Raw genomic sequence first — 22002 nt, forward strand, 5'->3', positions numbered from 1 at the left:
TTTTCTACTATTGTCCTACCAAAACCCTCTTTCTTTCAACAAAAAAACAGGTTATACTAATTTTTACCCCCCCCCGTATTTTCCCTAGAAATTTTTATGTGGATCTATTTGTTTATTTTGAGATTTTTAACGTTAGAGAAATACCCGCTGGGACTAATAGGTTCTTTTATTACACCTATTTTTAAGTCAGAAAGTAGAGTCCCATAAACTTGGGAATAAAAACAAATTATGAAATCAATAGATTTATTCTATTGTGCCAATAAATGACGTCTATATGAAACAACACCCTCCGGCATAGGTTGAAAAACTAAATCAAGCGAGGAGAACTTCCAAAAATTTCTAGCAAGAGAAGATCTGCACCTCTGCCCGTAGTTAACCTTCTCTTTAATGCGGCTTAGCCTCGAAGCATAAACCTTGAATCCTCAAGTAAAGTCTCTTTGGAGTCAGTCAGTTGGAAGAGCTAATGGGAAAAGGGTGTTTATCTGCCTTTTGCTGTACTACGGAGGAGTGTTTCATGTGGCTCTAATCCGGCATACGAAGTTTTGACTGCTCAGTCTTCTTCTGCACTTCTCTTAAGCGTTTGCAAGCATCATTGTAATATTTTTGAGACCACAACCCAGGAACTGGTATACAAACCTTTCCGTATTGCTGAAGGAGGAGTTCGGTTTCAGAACTTTTCTGTTCTTCTCGAAGAGATGCCGCTTTATAACACCCGTAACGATAACCAAGAGTACAAGCCTTATCAAACGCATCCTGAATCTGAGCCTTTGTGCTCTTCTGATCTTCTTCTAAGGCTTCGGCATAATCCAAACAAAAATTACTGCCAAGCGTAGAGTCACTTTCGCTGTATTCACAGGCTTTGCTTAAGTTCTCAATTCGATCTTGATAATTGGCAAGAAAAAAACATCCTACGGCAGATTTTCTTTCGCAGCCAAGTTTCCAATTCTTGACCTTGTTTTTTGTATCATCCGCAGGAAGATTGTAGGCATACAAACTGCAACCCTCGCCACTTCCTTTTTCACAGCTCTCCTTTGCCAAAGCTTGGGAATATTTCAGTCCTTCTTGGTATGTGATACCGAGTTCTTTCCAGCGAGTAACATAAATTTTTGCCGCAATAAACATCGCATCAGGGTTGCCGGACTTGGCTCCCTTATGCGCATAGCTTAAAGCTAGAAAAACACGATTGGCTTTCAACAAGGTTCGACTTAATTTGATACAGGCGAGGCTATTGGCAGAGTTAGCGGGGCCATTACAGGCGGTCTTTAAATCTTCTAAGGGCAGCGCGGTTGCGCTCGCCGTCATGGACACCGCAAACAAGAAAATACCCAAAGTTATTTTTTTTGTGTTTTTCATCAATCTTCCCTCAGCTTTAAGACAGACGCAAAGTGTTCCAACGCACTACATTTATCTAAAAGGTCAGAAAGGAAAAACCTACAGAGCCACTTCTTGCAAATCTGTTCAAATTAATTATGGTTTGAGCATTCGGGACTGATTTTACAAATTACGCAAACCCCTGATAATTGGGGTTTATACAATTTTATTGCTGAGAAAGCCCGAACTTACGGGCTTTCCCGAAAATGAGTAGACTAAAAATTACCTAATTTTTAATCTTTCACTCGTAGTTTCACCGAGAAAAAATTGCCTCACTTACGCCTATATGCTTCTGCATCCTCACACCATCCATTGGGCCGAACATGTTATAGGATTTTTCTTGGCGGTTGAATAAACACAAACACCGTCCTGACTTCTTGCAGAAGACTGTGATAGAAAAATCTCCTCCACGTGGCTCTACGCCTCACTAGAGCAGATTTTTCTTCTTTCTTACTTAGCCGAAGAAGCAGCAGCCGGGTTTACAGCCGGGGCTGTAGCAGGCTTCTTACATAGCTTGCCATGCAGGTAATCGATAACGGTCCCAGTCGGAATTGCATGCGGTTGATCGTTGACTCGGCCTTTGGAAATTTCTTTGCCTTTTCCCATTGGCTCGGAGTATGTTGCCCCTGCAAGAATCGTGAACTGTCGCGTGGTGCAGTTTAATTTGTACTGGATCTTTGCGGACTTGCTGTCCTTGTTCTCTTTATTGTTAAGCATCCAGAAGCTGACTTCGTCGCCTTTTCTTCTGATGCCGGTTTTGACAAGGTAGGATGTCTCAGTTAACTTTTCGAGATTGTTCATACCGAGAATCGGCGGAATAAACAATGGAATCGGTACGGGAGCAGTACCTTGCGCTTGATTCTGATTCAATCTTCTTACGGCCGGATTGGGACGATAAACTCGTGCGGGAGGAGTGTAAGTTCTAGGGGCAGAGCTTCTCGGACGAATTGTCGCTCTTCCTCCAAGTCTAGCTGCATATGTTTCAGAGGCAAAAGCGGCAACTAAAAGACACGCAACGGATAAAAGGAAAAACTTTTTCATTTTTTTGCATCCAAACTAATAGAAACTTCCATTTCATTATGAATCTTCAGCTGGATGCTTTCCAGACTTCGAGGCGCTTCTACGGGAAAGCCTGCTCCTCATGAAATCCCTTATTGTCAAGAGCCGCTCTCTTTCTCTGTAAGGTTCCCATGACTGTGATGAATATTTTCTAGCGAAGGTGAAAAATTGGCTTATTGAACAACCGAGAGGAGTTTTACATGAGCCAAGCCGACTACGTTCTTTCCTTTCCATCCGTTACAGTGGAAGCCAATCCGAGCCCAACAGTTGTCCCCGACGAACTTGAGGCAGCCGAGCAAGATATGCAAGAAGACGAGGTTGAGATATTTGAAATCGAGCCGGCCGCAGTAGAAAAGCCGGCACAATTAGGACCAGCCTCGAAGCAAATTACCGTTTCTGTAAGATCGGAGGTTACTGTGAGCTATGAAACGGCGGATCCTAGCCTTGAAGCCAGAGGTTTGATAAAGATGCTTCTCGGAGTGCAGTCATGAGTTTTCTGAACTTTAAAGGATGCAAGATTACGGTCGTCACCACTGCCACTGATCTACGAGCCGGTTACTTTAGACTGGAAGCCTTTGCTAGAAGCACTCTTAATATAGACATCTGCTCGGGCAATCATTGTGTTGTGTTTTTATCTCGTACACGGGCGCTGGCCAAGATTATCGCAGCTGACCAGTCGGGAATGACTTTGATAACCAGACGGCTGCATCATGGGAGCTTCCAACAGCTAATGAGTCTTCTTGACAGCCCGGCTAAAAGAAGCCTAACAGCTGAACAGCTCGTATCCTTTTTAAATGGAAAACGCATTGAAGGAGCCCGCAAAAACTACTTTAAGGAACAATAAGTTGTAACACTTTGTTTGATAACCAGCGTTAAAAAAATCCATCCTATAAACCTTGATCACCAAGGCTTTTAGCCATGGTATTTGAGAGCTTTGGAGGGGACTGCGAAGGCCGGTTTTAATCTGCTTTCAGTTGCTTCATAATTGAACAGTGTTCGGCATTCCCAACCGGAGAGCAAAGTGTTCAACAAGAAGCAGCTCAAAAATTTGTCACAAGAAGAACTCATTGAGCTTGTGCTTAAAACGGAAAAAGAAAAAGAAGAAATACAGGCGCGATTTCGCGGGCTCTCCACAATTGTCATCAACGCATTTCACAACTGTAAAGAAGTGGCCTTATTAGCCGACAAATATCTGATTGCCGAAGATAAATGGATGGGGCTAGCCATTGAACAGCAGATCAGCCATATGCTTGAATCGCTCAGAGTCTTGGCTGAAAATAGTTCGAGTCAATTTCAAGCTTTACTGGGAAAAGGATCGGAAAAAATTGGTAGGGCAGAGGTTGATAAAGAACTCAAAGAAAACAAAGGTTCGTGGGTTAACGGCAGCAAAGAACTGATAGAGGCCACACGCATCGTTGATCAAGTCGTTAAATCGTTGCCGGAGAACACTCCGTTAGCCGGAGAATTTAAAAGCATCGTCAATGAGCCTGCTGCTTCGATTGCCGCTTTAGAAAAGAAACCGAGCCTTGGGCGCCAAAAGGTAAATCCAAAGGTAAGAGAGCGCACCGTTGTTCCTGCTTCCGACAAAGTTCCTCACTGCAAAGGCTGCACGGAAGAGATGGTAAAGCTCTCTAGCTTTGTAGAAACAATAAGAAGAAAGACACTGCCGAAACTGAACAATCTTGAGGCGCTCTCTCAGCGGCAAGATGTTTATGTATGTCCCAAATGCGGACAAGCACATGTCAGGCTCCCGGTCGATGCAGAGCATCCGGTTAACTGCGCACGCACAGTCGGTACATCGATGCTGCTTGAGCTAGCTATGGGACTTTACAGCGGAATACCGCTGCACAGACAGATTAAGGAGCTGCAGCAAAAGCTTTGCTTGGGCCATGACACCGTCTCGTACAACTTGCATGATTTAGCCCGCTTTTACCTGCATCCTCTTGCTCTGCTTTATGAATCCTCTTTAAAGAAAGCCGATGTACTAATTGCAGATGAAACTGTATTTCCGGTGCTTGAAGCTCAGGGAAGAGGAAAGTGTGCCAAGGAGCGCATGAATGAGTCTAAGCTGCGCAAACAGAATTATCTTCTGGCTCTGACAACAGCAGCTTCAGCGCCTGAACAAATATTTATCCTTAAGTATTTACCAAGCCGAAGCGCTCAAGCAATTAGCTCACAAATCACATCAGACTTCCAGTTCAATACTTTAGTAACCGATGGCTATAGCGCCTATGAAACAGTTCTTCAGGCACTAGGCGGGGAAAGAAAGCATCAAAGCTGTTTAATTCACTACCGGCGCAAACTTCTCAGTGCTCTGTTAAGCAGCAGTCTTTTAAAAGAACTTCATCAATCAGCGCTCGGTGAAAAAGAAAAGCTCAAGCAGATGAAGATAAGAGTCCAACAGGCTGAGCCGGGCAGCTGCGTGCTTATCTGTGTTGAGGCACTATCAAAGCTGTATAACCTGCAAGAGGCAATATCGAAGGAAGTCTCGCAGAGGAAGCAGGAAGAATACCGCAGGCGCCAGGACTCTTTATTAACGGCGGTAGACAAAATAATGTCCTACCAAGCCGACAAAATCTGTATAAAAACTCAATCTGGTTTATATAAGAAAGGAGTCGGAGGCGGGTTGTACTCAGCGGCATGCGCTTACTATATGAATTTGCGCAACGAATTTAAGGTCTTTATCGATGACTTCAAAGTACCGGCTGACTCTAATCTGGTAGAAAGCCGCTTGAGGCCGGTGACAGTTCTGAGGAAAAACATTTGGTATAAACAATCGGTTGAGTATGCGGTGGATATGTGCGACATCTACTCTATCTTTAAGACGCTCGAACTCAACGGCATAGCCCCAGTGGAATATTTGAAAAAGTACTGTCGGAGCGTCTATGGTCACGTCCTCGATAAGGCTTGGACGGAAGCGTTAAAAGACGGACACGATAAAACCAAGAAGATAGGTTCCTTGGACTTCAAGCACGGACTGGAAGATTACGACCTCAAGCCATGGCTTCCGTCTACCTACAAACAATTGCAAGCAGAGAGCTAATGCCGGAAAATCCACGGCTCTTATCGAGCCATGGGAACCTTACCTTTCTCTCCTAGCAATTCTGTTGTCTGTCCCATAAACAATTTAGCCAGAACTTTTGTCCTGGCCAATCGTTTACATTTTTTCTAAATAGCTCTGTTTCTTAAGGAATGTCTAATGCTTGGATGGTGACATCAATAACGAAGAGACATTGTAAAGATCACTAAGCTTTTTAAGATTTTCAGAGGCATGAATAAATTTAAGATCGCCTCCTAGTTTTTGTGCTTCTTGCTTCCATTTCAAAGCAATGGCAATAGCAGAACTGTCAATGCGTTCAACTCCGGACAAATCCACGATGAAGTCACCCTGTCTAAGAGCTTTTAGTCCTTCATCCAGAACCTCCATTGCATTTACATTGGTTATCTGCGGCTGGCTAATCTTCATGTTATTTATTAGCTTTCTTTCTAAGTTCAGTAATCAACCCGTTAATGCCGCCGTTTGAAATAACAGAGGCGAATTGGCTGCGGTAGTTTTCAACGAGCCAGACGCCACCGACATTTACGTCAAAAACCTTCCATTCATTATCTTTTGTCTTCAGGAGACGATAATCGAGCTGAATCGGTTCTCTTTGTGAAGCTGTAAGCTTAGTTCTGACCAACACCACCTTTTCATTCGGATTGATGTTGTTTCTGCCAAGCTGCATAGAGTAATCGGAAGCTTCCTTCAAAGCACCGGAGTAAACGGCAATCAACAGCTTTCTAAACAAAGTCTGAATCTCTTCCTTTTGCTCTGGAGTGGCATTTCTCCATTGAGGACCCACTGCCATACGTGTCATGCGAGGGAAGTCAGAGTAGGGAAGAATGTGCTTATCAACTAAGTTGTTGATTGCAGAAGGATCTTCTTTTTGAAGTTCCGGATGATTTCTAATCTGGGTTAAAACTTCGTCTGTAACTTCAGTAATCACTTGCTCCGGCGGATTGGTCAAGTTAACAGATGCGAAAGATACTGCTGCACACAGTGTCAAAACAAAAGTAACTAATAACTTTCCTAAATTTTTCATTTTTTACCGTCCTTTGTAGGCGCAGCTTTGGTATCCGGTTCATCGTCCTCTGCAAATGGATCAAGCATGGAAGAAGCCGGAATTACCGCGGGTTCATCTCCGTCCTGAATTGCTGACTGGCGAGACTGCAAATAAGCATTCCTCATTGCAACGTACGGATCGATTGCATCATCAAGCATGTCCGTTACAGGAAGAAGCCTTTCTCTTGCACTAACGTATTTTCCTCCCCACCAAGACCATTTAGTGGCCGGATTTCCGATATAGGTATTCGGGTCTAAGAAAACTTCAGGGACAAGTGCAATACCGTCACGCACAGTAGACGGTCCGATAATTGGAATAACTAAGAAAGGACCGCTGGATATACCCCATACAGCCAATGTCTGACCAACGTCTTCTTCCTTGCGTTCGATTCCAACTTCCTGGGCTACGTCAAAAATCCCTGCAACCCCGACAGTAGAGTTAATCATTAAACGGAATAAAGAAAGGATTCCATCTTCGACTTTGCCTTGCATTACGTTGTTGACTGCGTTAGCCGGCTCCATCGTATTCTTGAATACGCGTGTTACGCTTTCTCTAACCGGTTTCGGTGTAATGAACTGATAACCTTTTGCCAAAGGTCTTGAAATCACCGTATCAAATCCTTGGTTAAATGCAAAGGTTTGGCGGTTCATTGCCTCCCAGGGGTCTTTAGGATTTGAGCCGGCACCATCCGGAACAGAAGCACATCCGCTTAAAAGCATGGTGCCTGTCAACACAGCGGCTGCCAATAATTTATTATTTTTCATAGAAATCTCCTTACTTGCCCCCGTTGTTTTCCTCTGCCTTGTTAAAGAGGAACTGACTAATCAGATTCTCAAGAACAACTGCGCTCTGGGTGTATAAGATTTGAGAGCCGTTTTTCAGGTTCTCTTCTTCAGAGCCGGGCTGCAAGCCAATATATTGTTCTCCAATTAACCCACTGGTCAAAATTTTAGCCGAAGTATCTTCGGGAAATTGGTACTTACTTTCTATACCAAGCACTAACTTGGCTTCAAATTTATTGTTGTCATAAGAAATACTCTTGACTCTTCCGACGGTAACACCGGCACTTCTGACAGGAGCCCTGACCTTTAATCCTCCGATATTGTCGAAATAGGCAGTCACTTCGTAAGTTTTACCTGAGGTAAAAGATGTGAGGTTTGAGGCCTGCAAGGCTAGAAAAAGCAGGCCTACTGCAGCGAATAATACGAACAGGCCTACAAAAAAGTTAACTTTAGTATTGTTTTGCATATAGAAGCCAACCTTAAGAACTAGTAAACATGAGAGCGGTCAACATAAAGTCGAGCCCCAGTACAACCAGTGAAGAAATAACAACAGTCTTGGTTGTCGCCCGAGATACACCCTCCGGTGTGGGACGAGCCGTATAACCCTCGTACAGAGAAATTAAACCTACAGCAAGACCAAAGAAGAAAGATTTAAGAATTCCGTTGCCAATGTCTTCCCACAGAGCGACACCGGCTTGCATTTGTGACCAGAATGCTCCGCTGTCCAAACCAATCATTGGAACAGCAACAATCCAGCCGCCGATGATGCCCACGGCAGAAAACAGAATTGCCAGCAGCGGCATTGAAATTACAACAGCCAAGAAACGAGGTTCAAGAACCTGCTTAACGGGATCGACGCCCATCATTTCCATGGCGGAAAGCTGTTCGCCCGCATTCATCAAACCAATTTCTGCCGTCAAAGAAGTTCCGGCCCGTCCTGCAAACAGCAATGCGGTGACCACCGGGCCAAGCTCTCTAAGCAAAGAAAGTGCAACTAAAACGCCCAGAGCCTGTTCGCTTCCGTAGGTAGAAAGAACATAATCTCCCTGAAGACCGAGGACAAAGCCTACGAACAAGCCGCTGACGAGAATAATTACGAGTGAGTAATTACCAACAAAGAAAATTTGGCGGATTGTGGACTGAAAATTAACAAAGGCGGAGCCTAAATTTTTAAAAAGACGAAAACTGAAGACTCCAAACTTTCCGAGTTCTTGTATCTTCTCCAGACTCCACCCTCCCAGGCTAGCTATTTTGTTATAAATGTTCATGCTTCGAGTCCTAAATCTTTTGAAAACGGCGGTGCGGGATATTGGAATTTAACAGGACCGTCAGGCAGCCCGTTGATAAATTGGACCACAAAAGGATCTTGACTATGACGAAGTTCTTCCGGAGTACCTTGGGCCGCGATTTTTCCGCTTGAAATCATGTAAACGTAGTCAGCAATTTCGAAGGTCTCGGCCACGTCATGGGTAACAATAATGCTGGTTGAGCCCAAAGCATCATTGAGCTTTCTTATCAATTGAGATGTCACACCCATGGAAATCGGATCCAAACCTGCAAACGGTTCGTCATACATAATCAGCAGAGGATCCAAAGCGATTGTTCTGGCCAAGGCCACTCTTCGGCTCATCCCGCCGGAAATTTCCGCAGGATAAAGAGAAGCAGCTCCTCTTAGCCCCACCGCGTCCAGCTTCATCAAAACCAGCGAGCGAATAAGTTCTTCGGAAAGATTGGTTTGTTCTCTAAGAGGGAAAGCAACGTTATCAAAGACCGTCATGTCAGTAAATAACGCGCCGAATTGAAAAAGCATTCCCATGCTTCTTCTAATTTTGTAGAGGGCTGCTGAATCGGAAGTATCGACCTTCTGACCGGCAAATGTCACCGTCCCCTTCTGGGGCGTTAAAAGGCCTCCGATGAGTTTTAGCAGGGTTGTCTTACCCATGCCGGATCCGCCCATGATTGCCACGACGGAACCCAACTTAAAAGAGAGGTCCACGTCATCAAGAATGATGCGTTCTCCATAAGAAAAACTCATATTCTTAATATCTAATAAAGTGTCTCCCTTTTTCATAACAAGCCAGTAAAGTACTAAAAAATAAAAGACTGAATGCACGTTCAGTCTTGGGCTGATTATGCCACAATGAAAACTGTTCAGGAGTCCGAATAGGAAATAGATTCAATAAGTTTCTTTTCAAATCCTAAAGTGTTGCTGAATGAATCTACCATCCGTATTTGCCGGTTTTGATCTGATGTATACAAAAAGTTTTCGGCTATTAAGACCCAACAAAAAGATTTCTTTTCAATTGCAGTGTTTCTTTTCAATCAGGCGTGCAGACGAGATTTTCGTCAGCAGGTTTCATCAAACACTTCTAAAGGCTTTCCATTCCACATACTCTCTTTTCTCGAGACTGAATACCAAGACGAAACGGATAATTTCTGCGTCACGTCTTTGAAGACGATAATTCTCTTCATTCAGTTGAGAAACTGCTTCTTCCAGCTTCTTTGAGGCATTCTCTGCTCTTTCCGCGCATTTAAACTCCATGACCCAATATCTGCTTCTAAACCGCGAAAATCTCTCAGCCCAAACTTAAACAAGGACTCAAACGTCGAGATGAGAAGTGATTTTCCAAATCTTCTCGGACGAGTTAAGAGGAACTTCTCCTTTTTTGAAGACAAATCAAAAATCAAACGAGTTTTATCAACATAGATTTGGCCTGCAACCTTAATTCTTGAGAAAGAAGAGTTGCCCAGCGGAAGAGGCCTAGGAAGGCTCATGAGCTTAGGTTGATTTGCGTTTTAACTGTAAGTTCTATCGTAAATCATTCAGGCAACCCTGAGAAATTTTTGCTGTTTCTCGGCTCACCAACTTTCCGGACTTCTCCAGCCATTCCGAAAGTTGGACAATAAAAAACCGCTTCTGCCCATCCACGTAGGACCTCAGAAGCGGCCTCAAATCAAAGAACAAAAATTACTTCATGGCTTCAACAGCATTCTTAGCGGCATGACGGCCGGAATAAGAAGCAAATCCGAAAGCATGACCGGAGAAGAAGTCCGGATATGTTGGTCCAACCATATTGGAAACTTCCAAGCCTGCAGCATAAAGACCCGGAATCGGCTTGCTGTCTTTTGTTAAAACTTGGTGGTCTCTGTTAGTAATCAAGCCGCCATAGGCGCTGAAGAAATAGGATTTAAGCTTCAACGCATAGAGCTTCTTACCGGTAAGCGGTCTGAGATAACGGCGGTCTTTCAAGAACATCGGATCATGCTGGAGTTCGCATGTCTTGTTGTACTTAGCGACTGTCTTTTCGAGGGTCTCTGCCGGAACGTTAATAGCTTTAGCCAAAGCGGCTACTGAATCAGCTTCTTTGAAGCCGTCGCTGTCAGCTGCCAATGCGTCTTTGATATCGTTCTTCAGATTGGTGTACTTCGTTCCGATTGGAACTAATACGCCGATACCGGAATCAGCACCTTTGTTCATCAAATAATCGACGGAGTTTTCATCAAAGATAGCCCAGCCATAGTGACCCGGTTGTACATAAATTGCGTTTGCAGCTTCACTGAAGGCGTTGCAGGTAGATTCGTCAGTAAAGCGCTGACCCAATCTGTTAACCCACAAATTTCCCGGCTGCCAAGAAACACCGTACAAGTTGCTTAAGAACTTAATGCCTTTGCCTTCGGTTCCCAAATGGCCGATAAAGCTGACAGGACCTCTTTCAGCACCGGCTTTCATGGCCATCACAATGCCGTCGCCGGTCTTATTAACGGGAACGGAGGACTTCCAGCCTTCAGGATCTCTATGGCCCCAATCTTTTACTTTCTGAGGATCGTCACCGAAGCTTCCGGAAGCAAGAATGACTGCCTTAGAGTTGATGGTGTAAGTGTCACCTTTAGCATCCTTGGCGATAACGCCCACAACCTTGCCGTCTTTGGTGATTAAATCAACGGCCGGAGTAGCAAGTTTTGTATCTACGCCAAGTTTGTCGGCAGCTTCTTTCAAGCCTTTAATCAGGCCGGCACCATGGTCTGTGCCTTTGAAGTTCTTAATAATATGCCAGGTATTATCTTTCAATGGAGTTTCGCGTCTGACTTCAAATTCGATGCCATGGGAAGCCAGCCACTCAATATTTTCAGCGGAACCTTCTACGAAGTCTTTATTTTTGTATGGATCAACCATATGGTTTTGCTTTTGAATAAAGGCTTCATAAGCCTGCTGGCGAGTCAAAGGATCACCGCGCAGACGGTTCCATTCGGAATCGACGGCAAACAAGCCTTCGGCATGCTGAGAATTGCCGCCTACAAACGGATTCTTTTCAAGAAGAACAACCTTCTTGCCTAATTCCGCACCTTGAACAGCTGCACTCAAGCCAGCGGAACCGGCTCCCACAACGACCAAGTCCGTGTTGACCTTGTGGTCAGCTGCATAAGAGATTGTTCCCAAACTGATAGCAAGAGCGGCAGCTAATGCTGTTACGACGGGTTTATTCATTGTGATCTTCTCCTTGTTCTTGAGATATAAGAGAAGATTAGCAAAGTCAATTTTCTGACTATGTAAAACAGCTAACACTTTGAAAAGCGACTAGAAAAAGACCTGGAAAACCTCAATGGCAACCAGGTCCTTCTTACAAAAAGGCGCTAAATCGCAGCTTTGAATAAAATCGTTTTTATTCCGAGCTCTTTAAGCTCTTTGTCGCTGCTCGGAACACAAAAGAACGAAGAAGAAACCTCTTCCGGAATACTTTGGCCGCGCCCCGTCTCGATATCGATAAAAGCCCACTGGGTAGCCCCAAGCATGCATACCTTCTTATCTCTCATCAGATAAAAGCGGCGCAAGCTCGTCTTATCCTGCATGTTTTCCACCCAGGTGTACATCGTCAGTCTGTCGCCCAAGAAAGTCGGACGCAGATATTCGATCCAGTGCGCCTTAGCCACAAACGCCTGTCCGATTTTGAAATATCTCTCGGTATTCCAACCGAGGAGCGAAGAATGTGCTGTAGCAGCTTCTTCCATCCATCTGAGATATTCCTTGTTGTTGGTGTGCTTCATCACATCAATGGACTCCGGTCCGACAACAATTGGATAGGCAAATACTCTGTTCATTCCGTTCCTTTTTCATTAAGCGCTTAAATAACGGTCTACCGCCTCAGCACAACGGCGACCTTCCGCAAGTGCCCAAACTACTAAGCTCTGCCCTCTTCGGCAGTCTCCTGCCGCAAAGACTTTAGGCACATTTGTAGAGAATGAGTTTACTCCTTCATACTGTGCGCGGGCATTGCCCCGAGGATCCGCCTCAACTCCGAAAGCTTCCAGAACCCCTTGATTCGGGTGGAGGAAGCCCATGGCTAAGATAGCCAAATCAACTTCGATTTCGAATTCAGAACCCGGAATTTCTTCAAATTTCGGTCTCTTAGTAACCGGATCAGTTGACCAATTCAGACGGACTGCCTTAATGCCTTTTAGTTCACCCTTTTTATCGCGGATAAACTCTTTGGTCATAATGGCCCAGTCTCTTTCGCCCCCTTCTTCATGAGAAGTAGAGGTTCTGAGAATGCGAGGCCAAAGCGGCCAAACTTTCATCTTGTCGTACTCTGCGCTCGGACGCGGACCCAAGTCGATCTGAAGAATTTCAGCCGCACCCTGACGAACGGCCGTTCCCAAACAGTCGCTGCCGGTATCTCCGCCGCCGATAATCAGCACTTTCTTGTTCTTAGCGTTGATTTCCTCTTTGACCGGGACTTCATCATTGATCTTGTTCTGACGAGGCAAATACTCCATAGCGAAGTGAACACCTGCACCTTTTCTGCCTTTTACAGGCAAATCCCGCGGCTCTTCCGAACCGATGGCAAGAACAACCGCGTCAAAATCACGAAGAAGTTCGGCGGGATCCACATGTTTTTCTGCGTCAGACCAGATGCCCTTAGGTGCTCCCCCGGTGCCGATATAGGTGTTGTATCTGAATTGCACACCCTCGGCCTCCATCTGGCTGATTCTGCGCTCAATAACGGTCTTATCCAGCTTGAAGTCAGGAATACCGAAGCGAAGCAATCCACCGGCTTTGCTGTTCTTCTCAAAAACCGTCACGGAGTAGCCTTTTCTGGCAAGCTGCTGTGCGCAAGCCAAGCCGGAAGGACCGCTGCCGATAACGGCTACTGACTTACCGTTAAGCTGAGCAGGTATTTGCGGCTTGACCCAACCCTGGTTCCAAGCGTGGGTAATAATTGCACGCTCCACCGACTTTACGCCCATCGGCTTGCTGGTGTAGTTAAGAACACAGCCGCTTTCGCAAAGGGCCGGACAGACACGAGAAGTAAATTCCGGAAAACTATTCGTTGAGGAAAGAACCTCGTAAGCGGCTTCCCAGTCTTCCTTATAGACAAGGTCGTTAAAATCCGGCGCAATGTTGTGCAAAGGACAGCTGAACGTACAGAACGGTGTGCCGCAATCCATGCAGCGAGCCGCCTGCTGCTTTGCTTCCTTGGGATTGAGCGGCGTAATGAATTCACGGAAATGTGTTTTTCTCTGGGCTGCCGGCTCGTGCTCTTGTTCGAGGCGTTCAAATTCTAAAAATCCTGTTGTTTTACCCATGATTAAACTCCTGCGAGACGAGCGAGTCCCTTGATAAGGGCTTGTTTATATTCTTTCGGGAAGACCTTGATAAATTTCTGGCGGGCACTGTTCCAGTCATCCAAGATTTCTCTTGCTCTCTGACTTCCGGTGTACTTGAAGTGCTTCTCAATCTGATCGAGAAGAATTTCTTCGTCAGTCTTGCCCAGATGCCATGTGGACGGTTCGCCGGAAACAAGCTGCTCCTTAGAACTCATGACGGATTCCAACTCAACGCTTTCCATGTTGCAGTTAGAGGCAAAGGTGCCTTCCTTGTCGTACACGTAGGCCACACCGCCGGACATACCCGCCGCAAAGTTTCTGCCGACTTCACCGAGCACAACCACAGTACCCCCAGTCATGTACTCACATCCGTGATTGCCGACGCCTTCTGCTACTGCGGAAGCTCCCGACAATCTGACCGCAAAACGTTCCCCGGTAATGCCGTTAAAGAAAGCTTCACCGCTGGTTGCACCGTAGAGAACGGTATTGCCGGCAATGATGTTTTCCTCGCCCTTGCCGCGGAAATCCGTCGGACATCTGACGATAACGCGGCCGCCGGACAAACCTTTACCGACATAGTCATTGCCTTCTCCGACAAGATCCAGGGTAACGCCTTTAACTAAGAAAGCGCCCAAAGACTGTCCGGCTGTGCCGGTAAGCTGGATGTGGATAGTATCGTCCGGGAGAGCTTCATCGCCGTAACGTCTGACAACTTCAGAAGAAATCTTTGTTCCGACGCAGCGGTGAATATTCTTAACCGGAGAAATGAAGCTGACTTTCTGGCCCTTTTCTAAAGCCGGCTTGCAGGCATCAAGCAATTGGAAATCCAATTCTTTTTCAAGCCCGTGAGGAATGTCGATGCTGTGACGCTTTTTCTTAGGATCGGATTCTTCAGGAACGTACAGGATGCGGGAAAGATCGACCTTGCCGCATTTAGCTAAGTCCATGTCTTTCTGCTTCAAGAGCTCCACGCGGCCGACTAAATCTTCGAACTTTCTTACTCCCAAGCTGGCCATCAGTTCTCTGACTTCTTCGGCCACGAAGAAGAAATAGTTGATGACATGTTCAGGCTGGCCTTTGAATCTCTTGCGCAGAACCGGATCTTGTGTAGCAATACCAACGGGGCAGGTATTGAGATGGCACTTTCTCATCATAAGACAGCCTTCGACAACCAATGGAGCCGTTGCAAAACCAAACTCATCGGCCCCAAGAAGAGCTCCGACGACAACGTCGCGGCCGGTCTTGATCTGACCGTCAACTTGGACGCGGACTCGGTCTCTCAAACCATTAAGAACTAAAGTCTGCTGAGTTTCTGCCAAGCCTAATTCCCAAGGCGTACCGGCAAACTTGATGGAAGAAAGCGGAGAGGCTCCGGTACCGCCGTCATGGCCGGCAATAACAATATGGTCTGCCTTAGCTTTTGCTACACCGGCAGCCACGGTACCAACACCCTGTTCGCTCACGAGCTTAACACTGATGGAGGCCCTGTCGTTAGCCATCTTCAGATCGCGGATGAGCTGAGCCAAGTCTTCGATAGAGTAAATGTCGTGGTGCGGCGGCGGAGAAATCAAACCAACGCCCGGCACGGAGTAACGCAGCTGAGCAATGTATTCAGAAACTTTATGGCCCGGAAGCTGACCGCCTTCTCCCGGTTTTGCACCCTGGCTCATTTTAATCTGAATCTGATCAGCACTGTTAAGGTACTGAGCGGTAACTCCAAAGCGGCCGCTGGCAACCTGTTTAATTCTTGAGCGCAGAGAGTCGCCTTTCTTAAGCGGAATATCTACCACAATGCGATCCTCTCCAAGAATCTTCTTCAAGCTGTCGCCCTCTTCAATAATCGGCTTGCCGGCTTTCATCTCCGCTGCGTAACGCTTCGGATCTTCGCCGCCTTCACCGGTGTTGCTCTTGCCGCCGATGCGGTTCATCGCAATAGCCAAGCAAGCATGAGCTTCAGCGGAAATGGAGCCTAAAGACATTGCGCCGGTAGCAAAGCGCTTAACGATTTCAGAAGCCGGTTCCACTTCATCTACCGGAATGGCTTTGGCCGGATTCACCTCAAATTCCATCAATCCTCTGAGAGTCATCTGACGCTGACTCTGATCATTGATGATTTCGGCGTATTCCTTGTATGTCTGATAAGAGTTAGAACGTGTGGCATGCTGGAGCTTATAAATTGCTTCCGGCGTCCACATATGTTCTTCTCCGCGAGAGCGCCAGTTGTACTCGCCGGATTCCGGAAGAAGCTTACCCTTGGTCGGGCTCTTGAAAGCATTTTCGTGATCGTTGACGGCCTCCTGCATCACATCAAAAATCCCCAACCCGCCGACTTTGCAGCTGGTTCCGGGGAAGTAACGATCAACGAAAGCTTTTTCCAAGCCCAAGGCTTCAAAAATCTGAGCGCCGCGGTAACTCATATAAGTTGAGATACCCATCTTACTCATGATCTTCTTAAAGGCTTTCCCGATAGCCTTGATGTAGTTTTGAATGGCAGCTTCCGGATCAATTTCCGTGTTGCCCTTGTAGTGCTTCTTGAGAGTCTCCAGAGCCAAGTACGGATGGATGGCTTCGGCACCGAAAGCGGCTAATAAAGCCATGTGATGGGTCTGCACTGCGCTGCCGGTTTCAACGATGATACCGGTCTCCATGCGCAAACCGTTTTTAATCAAATGCTGATGCAAGGCGCTGATAGCTAAAGGAGCCGGGATTGCAACACGATCTTTGTCGACTCTGCGGTCAGTCACGATAATAATGTTGTTGCCGTTTTGGATGGCATCCACGGCTCTTGCGCAAATGGAAGCCAATCGTGCTTCTACGCCTTCCGCACCCCATTCCGCAGGATAAGTGATATCCAACTCATAGGACTTGAACTTGCCGTTGGTGTACTTCTCAATTTGACGCATCTTGGCAATTTCATTGAAGCCGAGAATGGGCTGAGAAAGTTCCAAACGAAGAGGCGGATTAACGTTGTTGATATCGAGAAGGTTCGGTCTCGGACCCACGAAAGAAATCAAAGACATCACCAATTGTTCACGAATAGGGTCAATCGGCGGATTTGTGACCTGTGCAAACAGTTGACGGAAATACTGATAGAGCGGCTTGGACTTCTTAGAAAGCATGGCCAGAGGCGTATCGTTGCCCATAGAACCGAGAGGTTCCTGGCCTTTTTCTGCCATCGGGAAGAGGACGAACTTCAAATCATCTTCCGTGTAGCCGAAAGCCTTTTGTCTTTGCTGCAAAGGAACCGGATTGTGTTCGGGGATTGGATCGGGCGCAACAATGTCGGAGAGATGGATGTTAAGGCGCTTGGTCCACTCTTTGTACGGATTAGCTAAAGCGAATTGGCGCTTAATTTCTTCGTCCTCGACGATTCTGCCTTGTTCCGTATCGACAAGGAACATCTTGCCTGGCTGCAGACGCCATTTTTTCTTGATCTTGCTTTCCGGGATCGGAAGTGTTCCGGCCTCTGAAGCCAAGATAACAATATCGTCGGTGGTCAGCAAATATCTTGCAGGACGCAGACCGTTTCTATCTAAAGTGGCGCCGATTCTTACACCGTCGGTAAAGCAGATGGCGGCGGGACCGTCCCAAGGCTCCAACATGGCGGCATAGTATTCATAGAAATCTTTCTGGCCCGGCTTCATTTGGGAAGCTTGCTCCCACGCTTCCGGGATCGTCATCATCACGGCTTGGGCCAGCGGATACCCGCTCATGACAAGAAGTTCAAGCATGTTGTCTAAGCATGCCGTATCACTCTGACCTTCGTAAATAATCGGAAGAAGTTTCTTGACGTCATCGCCTAATACATTGGAAGCAACGGTTCTTTCGCGGGCACGCAGCCAATTGAAATTGCCTTTGACGGTATTGATTTCTCCGTTGTGGGCAACCATTCTGTAGGGATGAGCCAACTCCCAGCTCGGGAAGGTGTTAGTGGAGAAGCGTTGGTGAACCAAAGCGATCGCAGAGGTCAGTCTGGCATCCATCAAATCGTTGTAGTAGAGGCCCACTTGATGAGCAAGGAGCAGCCCTTTGTACACGATAGTTCTGGTAGACATGGAAGGAACATAGAATTCCTTGCCGTGCTTCAAGTTTAAGGCTTGGATTTTATGGCCGGCGAGCTTGCGGATAACGTAGAGCTTTCTTTCGAGAGCATTCGGCACCATGACATCTGCACCGCGCCCGATAAAGATTTGTCGGATAACGGGAGCAGCTTTGCGGACGGTTTCGGAGAGTTCGATATTTTCGTTAACCGGCACATCTCTCCATCCGAGAAGAACTTGTCCTTCGGCTTTAACGGTTCTTTCGATTTCTTGTTCACAGGCTCTGCGGGAAGCATGTTCTCGAGGGAGGAAAATCATACCCACGCCGTAATCGCCGGGCTGAGGAAGCAGAATATTCTGCTTGGCCATTTCGGTGCGAAAGAATTGGTCAGGAATCTGAATCAAGATGCCTGCGCCGTCGCCAAGCAGCGGGTCGGCACCGACCGCACCGCGGTGATCCAAATTCTGAAGAATCATCAATGCCTGTTGGACAATTTCGTGGCTTGGTATTCCTTTAACACTAGCCACAAAACCGAGTCCGCAGGCATCATGTTCAAATTTAGACTCATACAGTCCAAATTTCTCAGCCCTTTGACGGATCTCCTGAATGTTTGTCATGGGGATGCTCCTAATTGTTCGAGAATTTTTTATCAACGTAATCGAATGTAAACCAATTAGGAGCATTAAATGCCAAGAGGTCTATTAAACTGTCCCTCTTATTTATAATCCTCAAAGACTACCATATTTAAATGGGGACATATTAATTAGAAATTTCAGATTTTCGAGGTCTTCCTCGGCCTCTTTCAGGCCAGATTCTGCTGGGTTCAACGTGGTTTTCTAATAGAAATTCCCGATCGGCCCAAGGCCATCCTCTGATCAGATGCTTTTCTAAATCTTCCCCTTCTCTTTTGGGATATCCTTCGGGGAATAAGACTTTATAAGCTTTCTGACGCTCAAAAGGAGTATTGCCCAAACCCCAATATTCTTTTCCGGGGGCCATAAAGTAATCATTTCTAAGGCCGGCATGGTGACTATAGCTTGACCAAGGGTACAAAACCGCTTCTTGATACCCTTTGGTCTCCGGCAGCCACTCCATATAGAGCAGTGCATTTAAACAGCGGTCTTTGCCTTGAACTACGCAAGAGCGGAATCTTCCATGCCAAAGCGCCCCTGATCGGCGATAAGCATCATTGAAATAACGGGAGTACAAACGACAGAAGGCCTGCGTGAATTTAGACACATCCTCCGCAGAGTTTCTTGGAGTAATCAGGAGGTCTATTTGAGAAGGAAGGATGGCATAGCCTGTCATGTCCACATGATGCAAAGATACTACCTTGGAAAACAAGCTGAGCATCGCATCCAAATCTTCAAACATCGGCATCAAAGAAATGTCGGCTGCACCGTAAACACGGACATAATGAACTTGGCTTGGGAGAGAGAGTCTGGCTAGTCGGGCCATGGAACTTCCTTTAATCTGTCACTCTTATTTGTTCATTTTATCTGGTCTTGAGCCGATTCGAGGCATATTAAGCAAAAATTCCGTATCGAATGCTGTCTTGAGCAACCATCCCTAACGAAGTTTCTCTAGGACCTGGTCCCGCAGAGCCGATTGAATTAAAGGATTCCAAACTAATGACAATTGAATTTCTGCAGGAGCGTCCACTATTGGCCTAGCGACAATATTCTTTGGAATCCAATCCTTGAAAGATTCTCCTAACATGGCAATGCCTTGTCCGCAGCTCACATAGGCCATCTGTCGAGAACTGGACTGCACTTCATGGCAGATTCGAGGCGTAAAGCCTCCTATGTTTTCGCATATACGCACCAGTTCGTCAAAATATTTAGACGCCACTTCTCTCCGATGAAAAACAAACTCCTCATTGCGTAAATCTTTCAGGTAAATTTCTCTGTTTGCCGTCAGCCGATGCCCCTTGGGCAATAGAATAATCGGCCGCTCCCGACGTAATGGAATCAGCCTCAGCCGCTTATCATCCAAGTCCTTAAAAAGACCAATACCGAAACTAATTAAACCTTCGGAAACCTCAATTTCTACATCCCGCGAGTCAACTTCTTTCGTAAAAATCTCAATCTTCGGAAAGTCTGCCTTGACCTGTTTCTTAAAGTCCGGAACCCAGAACAGCATCGCTTCAGCATTCGCACCGACCGACAAAATCCCGCAAGAATCTTCCCGCATTTGATTTAAGGAATAGTAGAGCTGCTCGGCCTGCGTTATAAAACGTTCAATAGAAGGAAGCGCGGCTTTGCCTTCTTCCGTAAGTGAAACGCCTCTCGGCGAACGCCGTAAAAATTTCAAATTCAGATTTTGTTCTAACTCATTGAGTTGGTTAAGCAAAGAAGGAACCGATAAGTTCAGTTTAGCGGCTGCTTTTCTTACGCTTTGGTTCTCGGCCACCACCGCAAAAAGCAGAAGCTGTCGGATAGTTTTGTGATCGAAATGATGTGCCATGGTTGCGGTCAGACTGTTTGAACACTGTGTATAGAAAGTTTAATCACTGAAAGCCTGAAACGGCAATTTTCTTTTCTACACTTTTTTCGTACAAGGAGAGAAGAAAAATCATGTCCCTCAGCACATTAGGTCTTTTTTTAGTCGTTGTTTTCATCACCTGCGTTACTCCAGGCGCGGGCGTTTTATACACCTTACATAATGCCGTTAATTACGGCGTTAAAAATGCCTTTATGTCGCCGACAGGCAATGCCCTCGGAGTAGCCGTCATGTCCGTCATTGCCGCCAGCGGCATGGGCGCAGTGATTAATAACAGTCCTGTTCTTTTCTACGGCCTACAGACTGGCGGATGCCTGCTCATGGCTTGGTTCGGATGGAAGAGCTGGAAGGCTCCGGCACTTTCTCTCAAAGATCGCCTCGGCACACCATTAGATCCAACGGAACAAAAAACAAGAAACTGGAGCATTCTCGCCAGCGCAGCAGTCTTGCAGATCAGCAATCCCATGCTGATTGTTTTTCTTCTTTCATTGATGCCGCAGTTTATCGATCCGAAGCAAGCGTACCTGCCGCAAATTACAATTCTTATCGCACTCTTTGTTTTTATCTGCTGGCTGGTTCATATCGCCTACAGCTACAGTGCTGCCATGGCCTCCGACCGATGGATGGGGCCGAAATTCTCTTTCTACCTTAATAAGATAAGCGCCTTTCTTTTCTGGGGTATCGGCGGCTCCGTAATGCTTCATCTTTACGGACTGGTTTAAGCAGAAAAAGGCCCGAGATTAAGCTTTGTCGGGCCGTCAACCTCATCAGGCTGACCGTTTTAATCAACCTTTTCTTTTTGTTTAATTTGATGCCTCGTAGGAAGGATTAAACACTCTCTCGTATTCTTTAACAGCGTAGCGGTCGGTCATTCCTGCAATGTAATCGGCCACGGCCCTTTGGACGCCCCCGTTAATGGCTTTTTCGTAAAAGCTTGGAGGAAGCAGTTCCGGGTAAGAAGTAAATTGCTCAAAGAGTTTTTGAATGACTCGAGAAGACTTATTCATTACCCGGAGAACCTGATAATGTTTATACAGGGCTTGCATCAGATAACTCTTTAAGACTCTCATCTGAGCAATTCCCTCATCAGAGAAAGCAATTAGAGGGTATTGAAGATTTCTGACGTCCTGCACAGACTTCAAGGTTTCTCCTTGAATCTTTTCGGAACTGTTAGTCACTAAGTCATCGACTAAGTAACCAATTACTCTTCTGACAACTTCTTTTTGGCTTCTTCTGATCGAAAGCCCGGGATATTGTTTCTCAACTTCTTCAAAAAACTTTCTGTAAATCGGGACGTTCTCAAACAGTTCTTTGTGCGTCAACAGTCCGCATCTCAACCCGTCGTCCATATCATGCGTACTATAGGCAATCGCATCCGCAATATTAACGAGCTGAGCTTCCAAGCTCGGCTGAGTTTTTGTGTGCTCGGCATGAGTGCAATCTAAAGGGTGAAAGTCCCGAGCTCGCCCGCTAGTGGGAAGAGCTAGCGAATCTGCAAGGTGTGTGCAGTGATGTACAGGCTGAAAGAAGCAGATAGCAAA

At 46.2% G+C, this 22002-nt stretch carries 21 protein-coding genes; 4 read left to right on the forward strand and 17 right to left on the reverse strand.

The genetic code is table 11. From position 1 onward, the window contains the following. Positions 1-522: 522 nt before the first annotated feature. Together ADH67_RS08485 and ADH67_RS08490 are read right to left on the reverse strand one after the other, a co-directional pair. Entirely contained in the window at positions 523-1353 is an 831-nt protein-coding gene (locus ADH67_RS08485) for a hypothetical protein (RefSeq protein WP_066595383.1), read from the reverse strand. A gap of 468 nt (positions 1354-1821) precedes the next feature. Further along, the gene (locus tag ADH67_RS08490; RefSeq protein WP_066595385.1) at positions 1822-2412 is read right to left on the reverse strand and encodes a surface-adhesin E family protein; all 591 of its coding nucleotides are present in this window, start codon (positions 2410-2412) and stop codon (positions 1822-1824) included. A gap of 218 nt (positions 2413-2630) precedes the next feature. Between ADH67_RS08490 and ADH67_RS08495 the strand changes: the two genes are divergently transcribed. The 3 genes from ADH67_RS08495 to ADH67_RS08505 all read left to right on the forward strand — a co-directional run bounded on the left by ADH67_RS08495 (position 2631) and on the right by ADH67_RS08505 (position 5473). Continuing rightward, positions 2631-2921 carry a hypothetical protein gene (locus ADH67_RS08495; RefSeq protein ID WP_066595386.1) on the forward strand — a complete coding sequence of 97 codons (291 nt, stop codon included), beginning with the start codon at positions 2631-2633 and terminating at the stop codon, positions 2919-2921. Continuing rightward, positions 2918-3274 (forward strand): IS66 family insertion sequence element accessory protein TnpB, encoded by a 357-nt coding sequence (tnpB, locus tag ADH67_RS08500; RefSeq protein ID WP_066591535.1) that lies wholly within the window; start codon positions 2918-2920, stop codon positions 3272-3274. The genes ADH67_RS08495 and tnpB overlap by 4 nt, the downstream gene beginning before the upstream one ends. Positions 3275-3451: 177 nt before the next feature. Continuing rightward, on the forward strand, positions 3452-5473 hold the full coding sequence (locus ADH67_RS08505; RefSeq protein WP_066595387.1) for an IS66 family transposase: 2022 nt from the start codon (positions 3452-3454) through the stop codon (positions 5471-5473). A gap of 153 nt (positions 5474-5626) precedes the next feature. Here ADH67_RS08505 and ADH67_RS08510 read toward each other — a convergent pair whose 3' ends face one another. From ADH67_RS08510 to ADH67_RS08575, 14 genes are all read right to left on the reverse strand, one after another. Further along, entirely contained in the window at positions 5627-5896 is a 270-nt protein-coding gene (locus ADH67_RS08510) for an STAS domain-containing protein (RefSeq protein ID WP_066595388.1), read from the reverse strand. A gap of 1 nt (position 5897) precedes the next feature. Then, the gene (locus ADH67_RS08515) at positions 5898-6512 is read right to left on the reverse strand and encodes an MlaC/ttg2D family ABC transporter substrate-binding protein (protein ID WP_066595389.1); all 615 of its coding nucleotides are present in this window, start codon (positions 6510-6512) and stop codon (positions 5898-5900) included. Beyond that, entirely contained in the window at positions 6509-7297 is a 789-nt protein-coding gene (locus tag ADH67_RS08520; protein WP_066595391.1) for an MlaA family lipoprotein, read from the reverse strand. Before ADH67_RS08520 ends, ADH67_RS08515 begins: the two co-directional genes overlap by 4 nt. Before the next feature lie 10 nt (positions 7298-7307). Continuing rightward, on the reverse strand, positions 7308-7781 hold the full coding sequence (gene mlaD / locus ADH67_RS08525; protein ID WP_066595395.1) for an outer membrane lipid asymmetry maintenance protein MlaD: 474 nt from the start codon (positions 7779-7781) through the stop codon (positions 7308-7310). A 13-nt stretch (positions 7782-7794) separates the two neighbouring features. Beyond that, positions 7795-8583, reverse strand: coding sequence for a lipid asymmetry maintenance ABC transporter permease subunit MlaE (gene mlaE, locus ADH67_RS08530; protein WP_066595396.1), 789 nt, complete (start codon positions 8581-8583; stop codon positions 7795-7797). Continuing rightward, on the reverse strand, positions 8580-9350 hold the full coding sequence (locus ADH67_RS08535) for an ABC transporter ATP-binding protein (RefSeq protein WP_277017739.1): 771 nt from the start codon (positions 9348-9350) through the stop codon (positions 8580-8582). Before ADH67_RS08535 ends, mlaE begins: the two co-directional genes overlap by 4 nt. A 324-nt stretch (positions 9351-9674) precedes the next feature. Continuing rightward, a complete protein-coding gene (locus ADH67_RS08540) occupies positions 9675-9857 on the reverse strand; it encodes a PD-(D/E)XK nuclease domain-containing protein (protein WP_066595397.1) in 183 nt (60 codons plus the stop codon). Beyond that, on the reverse strand, positions 9788-10090 hold the full coding sequence (locus tag ADH67_RS08545) for an AAA family ATPase (protein ID WP_084081576.1): 303 nt from the start codon (positions 10088-10090) through the stop codon (positions 9788-9790). The genes ADH67_RS08540 and ADH67_RS08545 overlap by 70 nt, the downstream gene beginning before the upstream one ends. 193 nt (positions 10091-10283) lie before the next feature. Next, positions 10284-11801, reverse strand: a complete 1518-nt coding sequence (locus ADH67_RS08550; RefSeq protein WP_066595398.1) for an FAD-dependent oxidoreductase — start codon at positions 11799-11801, stop codon at positions 10284-10286. 146 nt (positions 11802-11947) lie between these two features. Beyond that, positions 11948-12412: an acyl-CoA thioesterase gene (locus ADH67_RS08555; protein WP_066595399.1), complete on the reverse strand. Its 465-nt coding sequence runs from the start codon at positions 12410-12412 to the stop codon at positions 11948-11950. Between the two features lie 15 nt (positions 12413-12427). Further along, complete coding sequence (locus ADH67_RS08560; RefSeq protein WP_066595405.1) at positions 12428-13897, reverse strand: glutamate synthase subunit beta; 1470 nt, start codon at positions 13895-13897, stop codon at positions 12428-12430. Positions 13898-13899: 2 nt separating this feature from the next. Further along, on the reverse strand, positions 13900-18576 hold the full coding sequence (locus tag ADH67_RS08565) for a glutamate synthase-related protein (RefSeq protein ID WP_066595407.1): 4677 nt from the start codon (positions 18574-18576) through the stop codon (positions 13900-13902). A 142-nt stretch (positions 18577-18718) separates the two neighbouring features. Further along, positions 18719-19417, reverse strand: a complete 699-nt coding sequence (locus ADH67_RS08570) for a hypothetical protein (RefSeq protein ID WP_066595409.1) — start codon at positions 19415-19417, stop codon at positions 18719-18721. A 111-nt stretch (positions 19418-19528) separates the two neighbouring features. After that, positions 19529-20425 carry a LysR family transcriptional regulator gene (locus ADH67_RS08575; RefSeq protein WP_066595413.1) on the reverse strand — a complete coding sequence of 299 codons (897 nt, stop codon included), beginning with the start codon at positions 20423-20425 and terminating at the stop codon, positions 19529-19531. Positions 20426-20535: 110 nt separating this feature from the next. Between ADH67_RS08575 and ADH67_RS08580 the strand changes: the two genes are divergently transcribed. Beyond that, on the forward strand, positions 20536-21183 hold the full coding sequence (locus tag ADH67_RS08580) for a LysE family translocator (protein WP_066595414.1): 648 nt from the start codon (positions 20536-20538) through the stop codon (positions 21181-21183). 81 nt (positions 21184-21264) lie between these two features. On the opposite strand, the gene ADH67_RS08585 is transcribed toward ADH67_RS08580, so the two are convergent. After that, positions 21265-22002, reverse strand: a 738-nt coding sequence (locus tag ADH67_RS08585; RefSeq protein ID WP_473826331.1) for a deoxyguanosinetriphosphate triphosphohydrolase family protein, incomplete at its 5' end; no start/stop codon positions are given.

The sequence above is a fragment of the Turicimonas muris genome, assembly GCF_002221595.1.
GTDB classification, from domain to species: Bacteria; Pseudomonadota; Gammaproteobacteria; order Burkholderiales; family Burkholderiaceae_F; genus Turicimonas; species Turicimonas muris.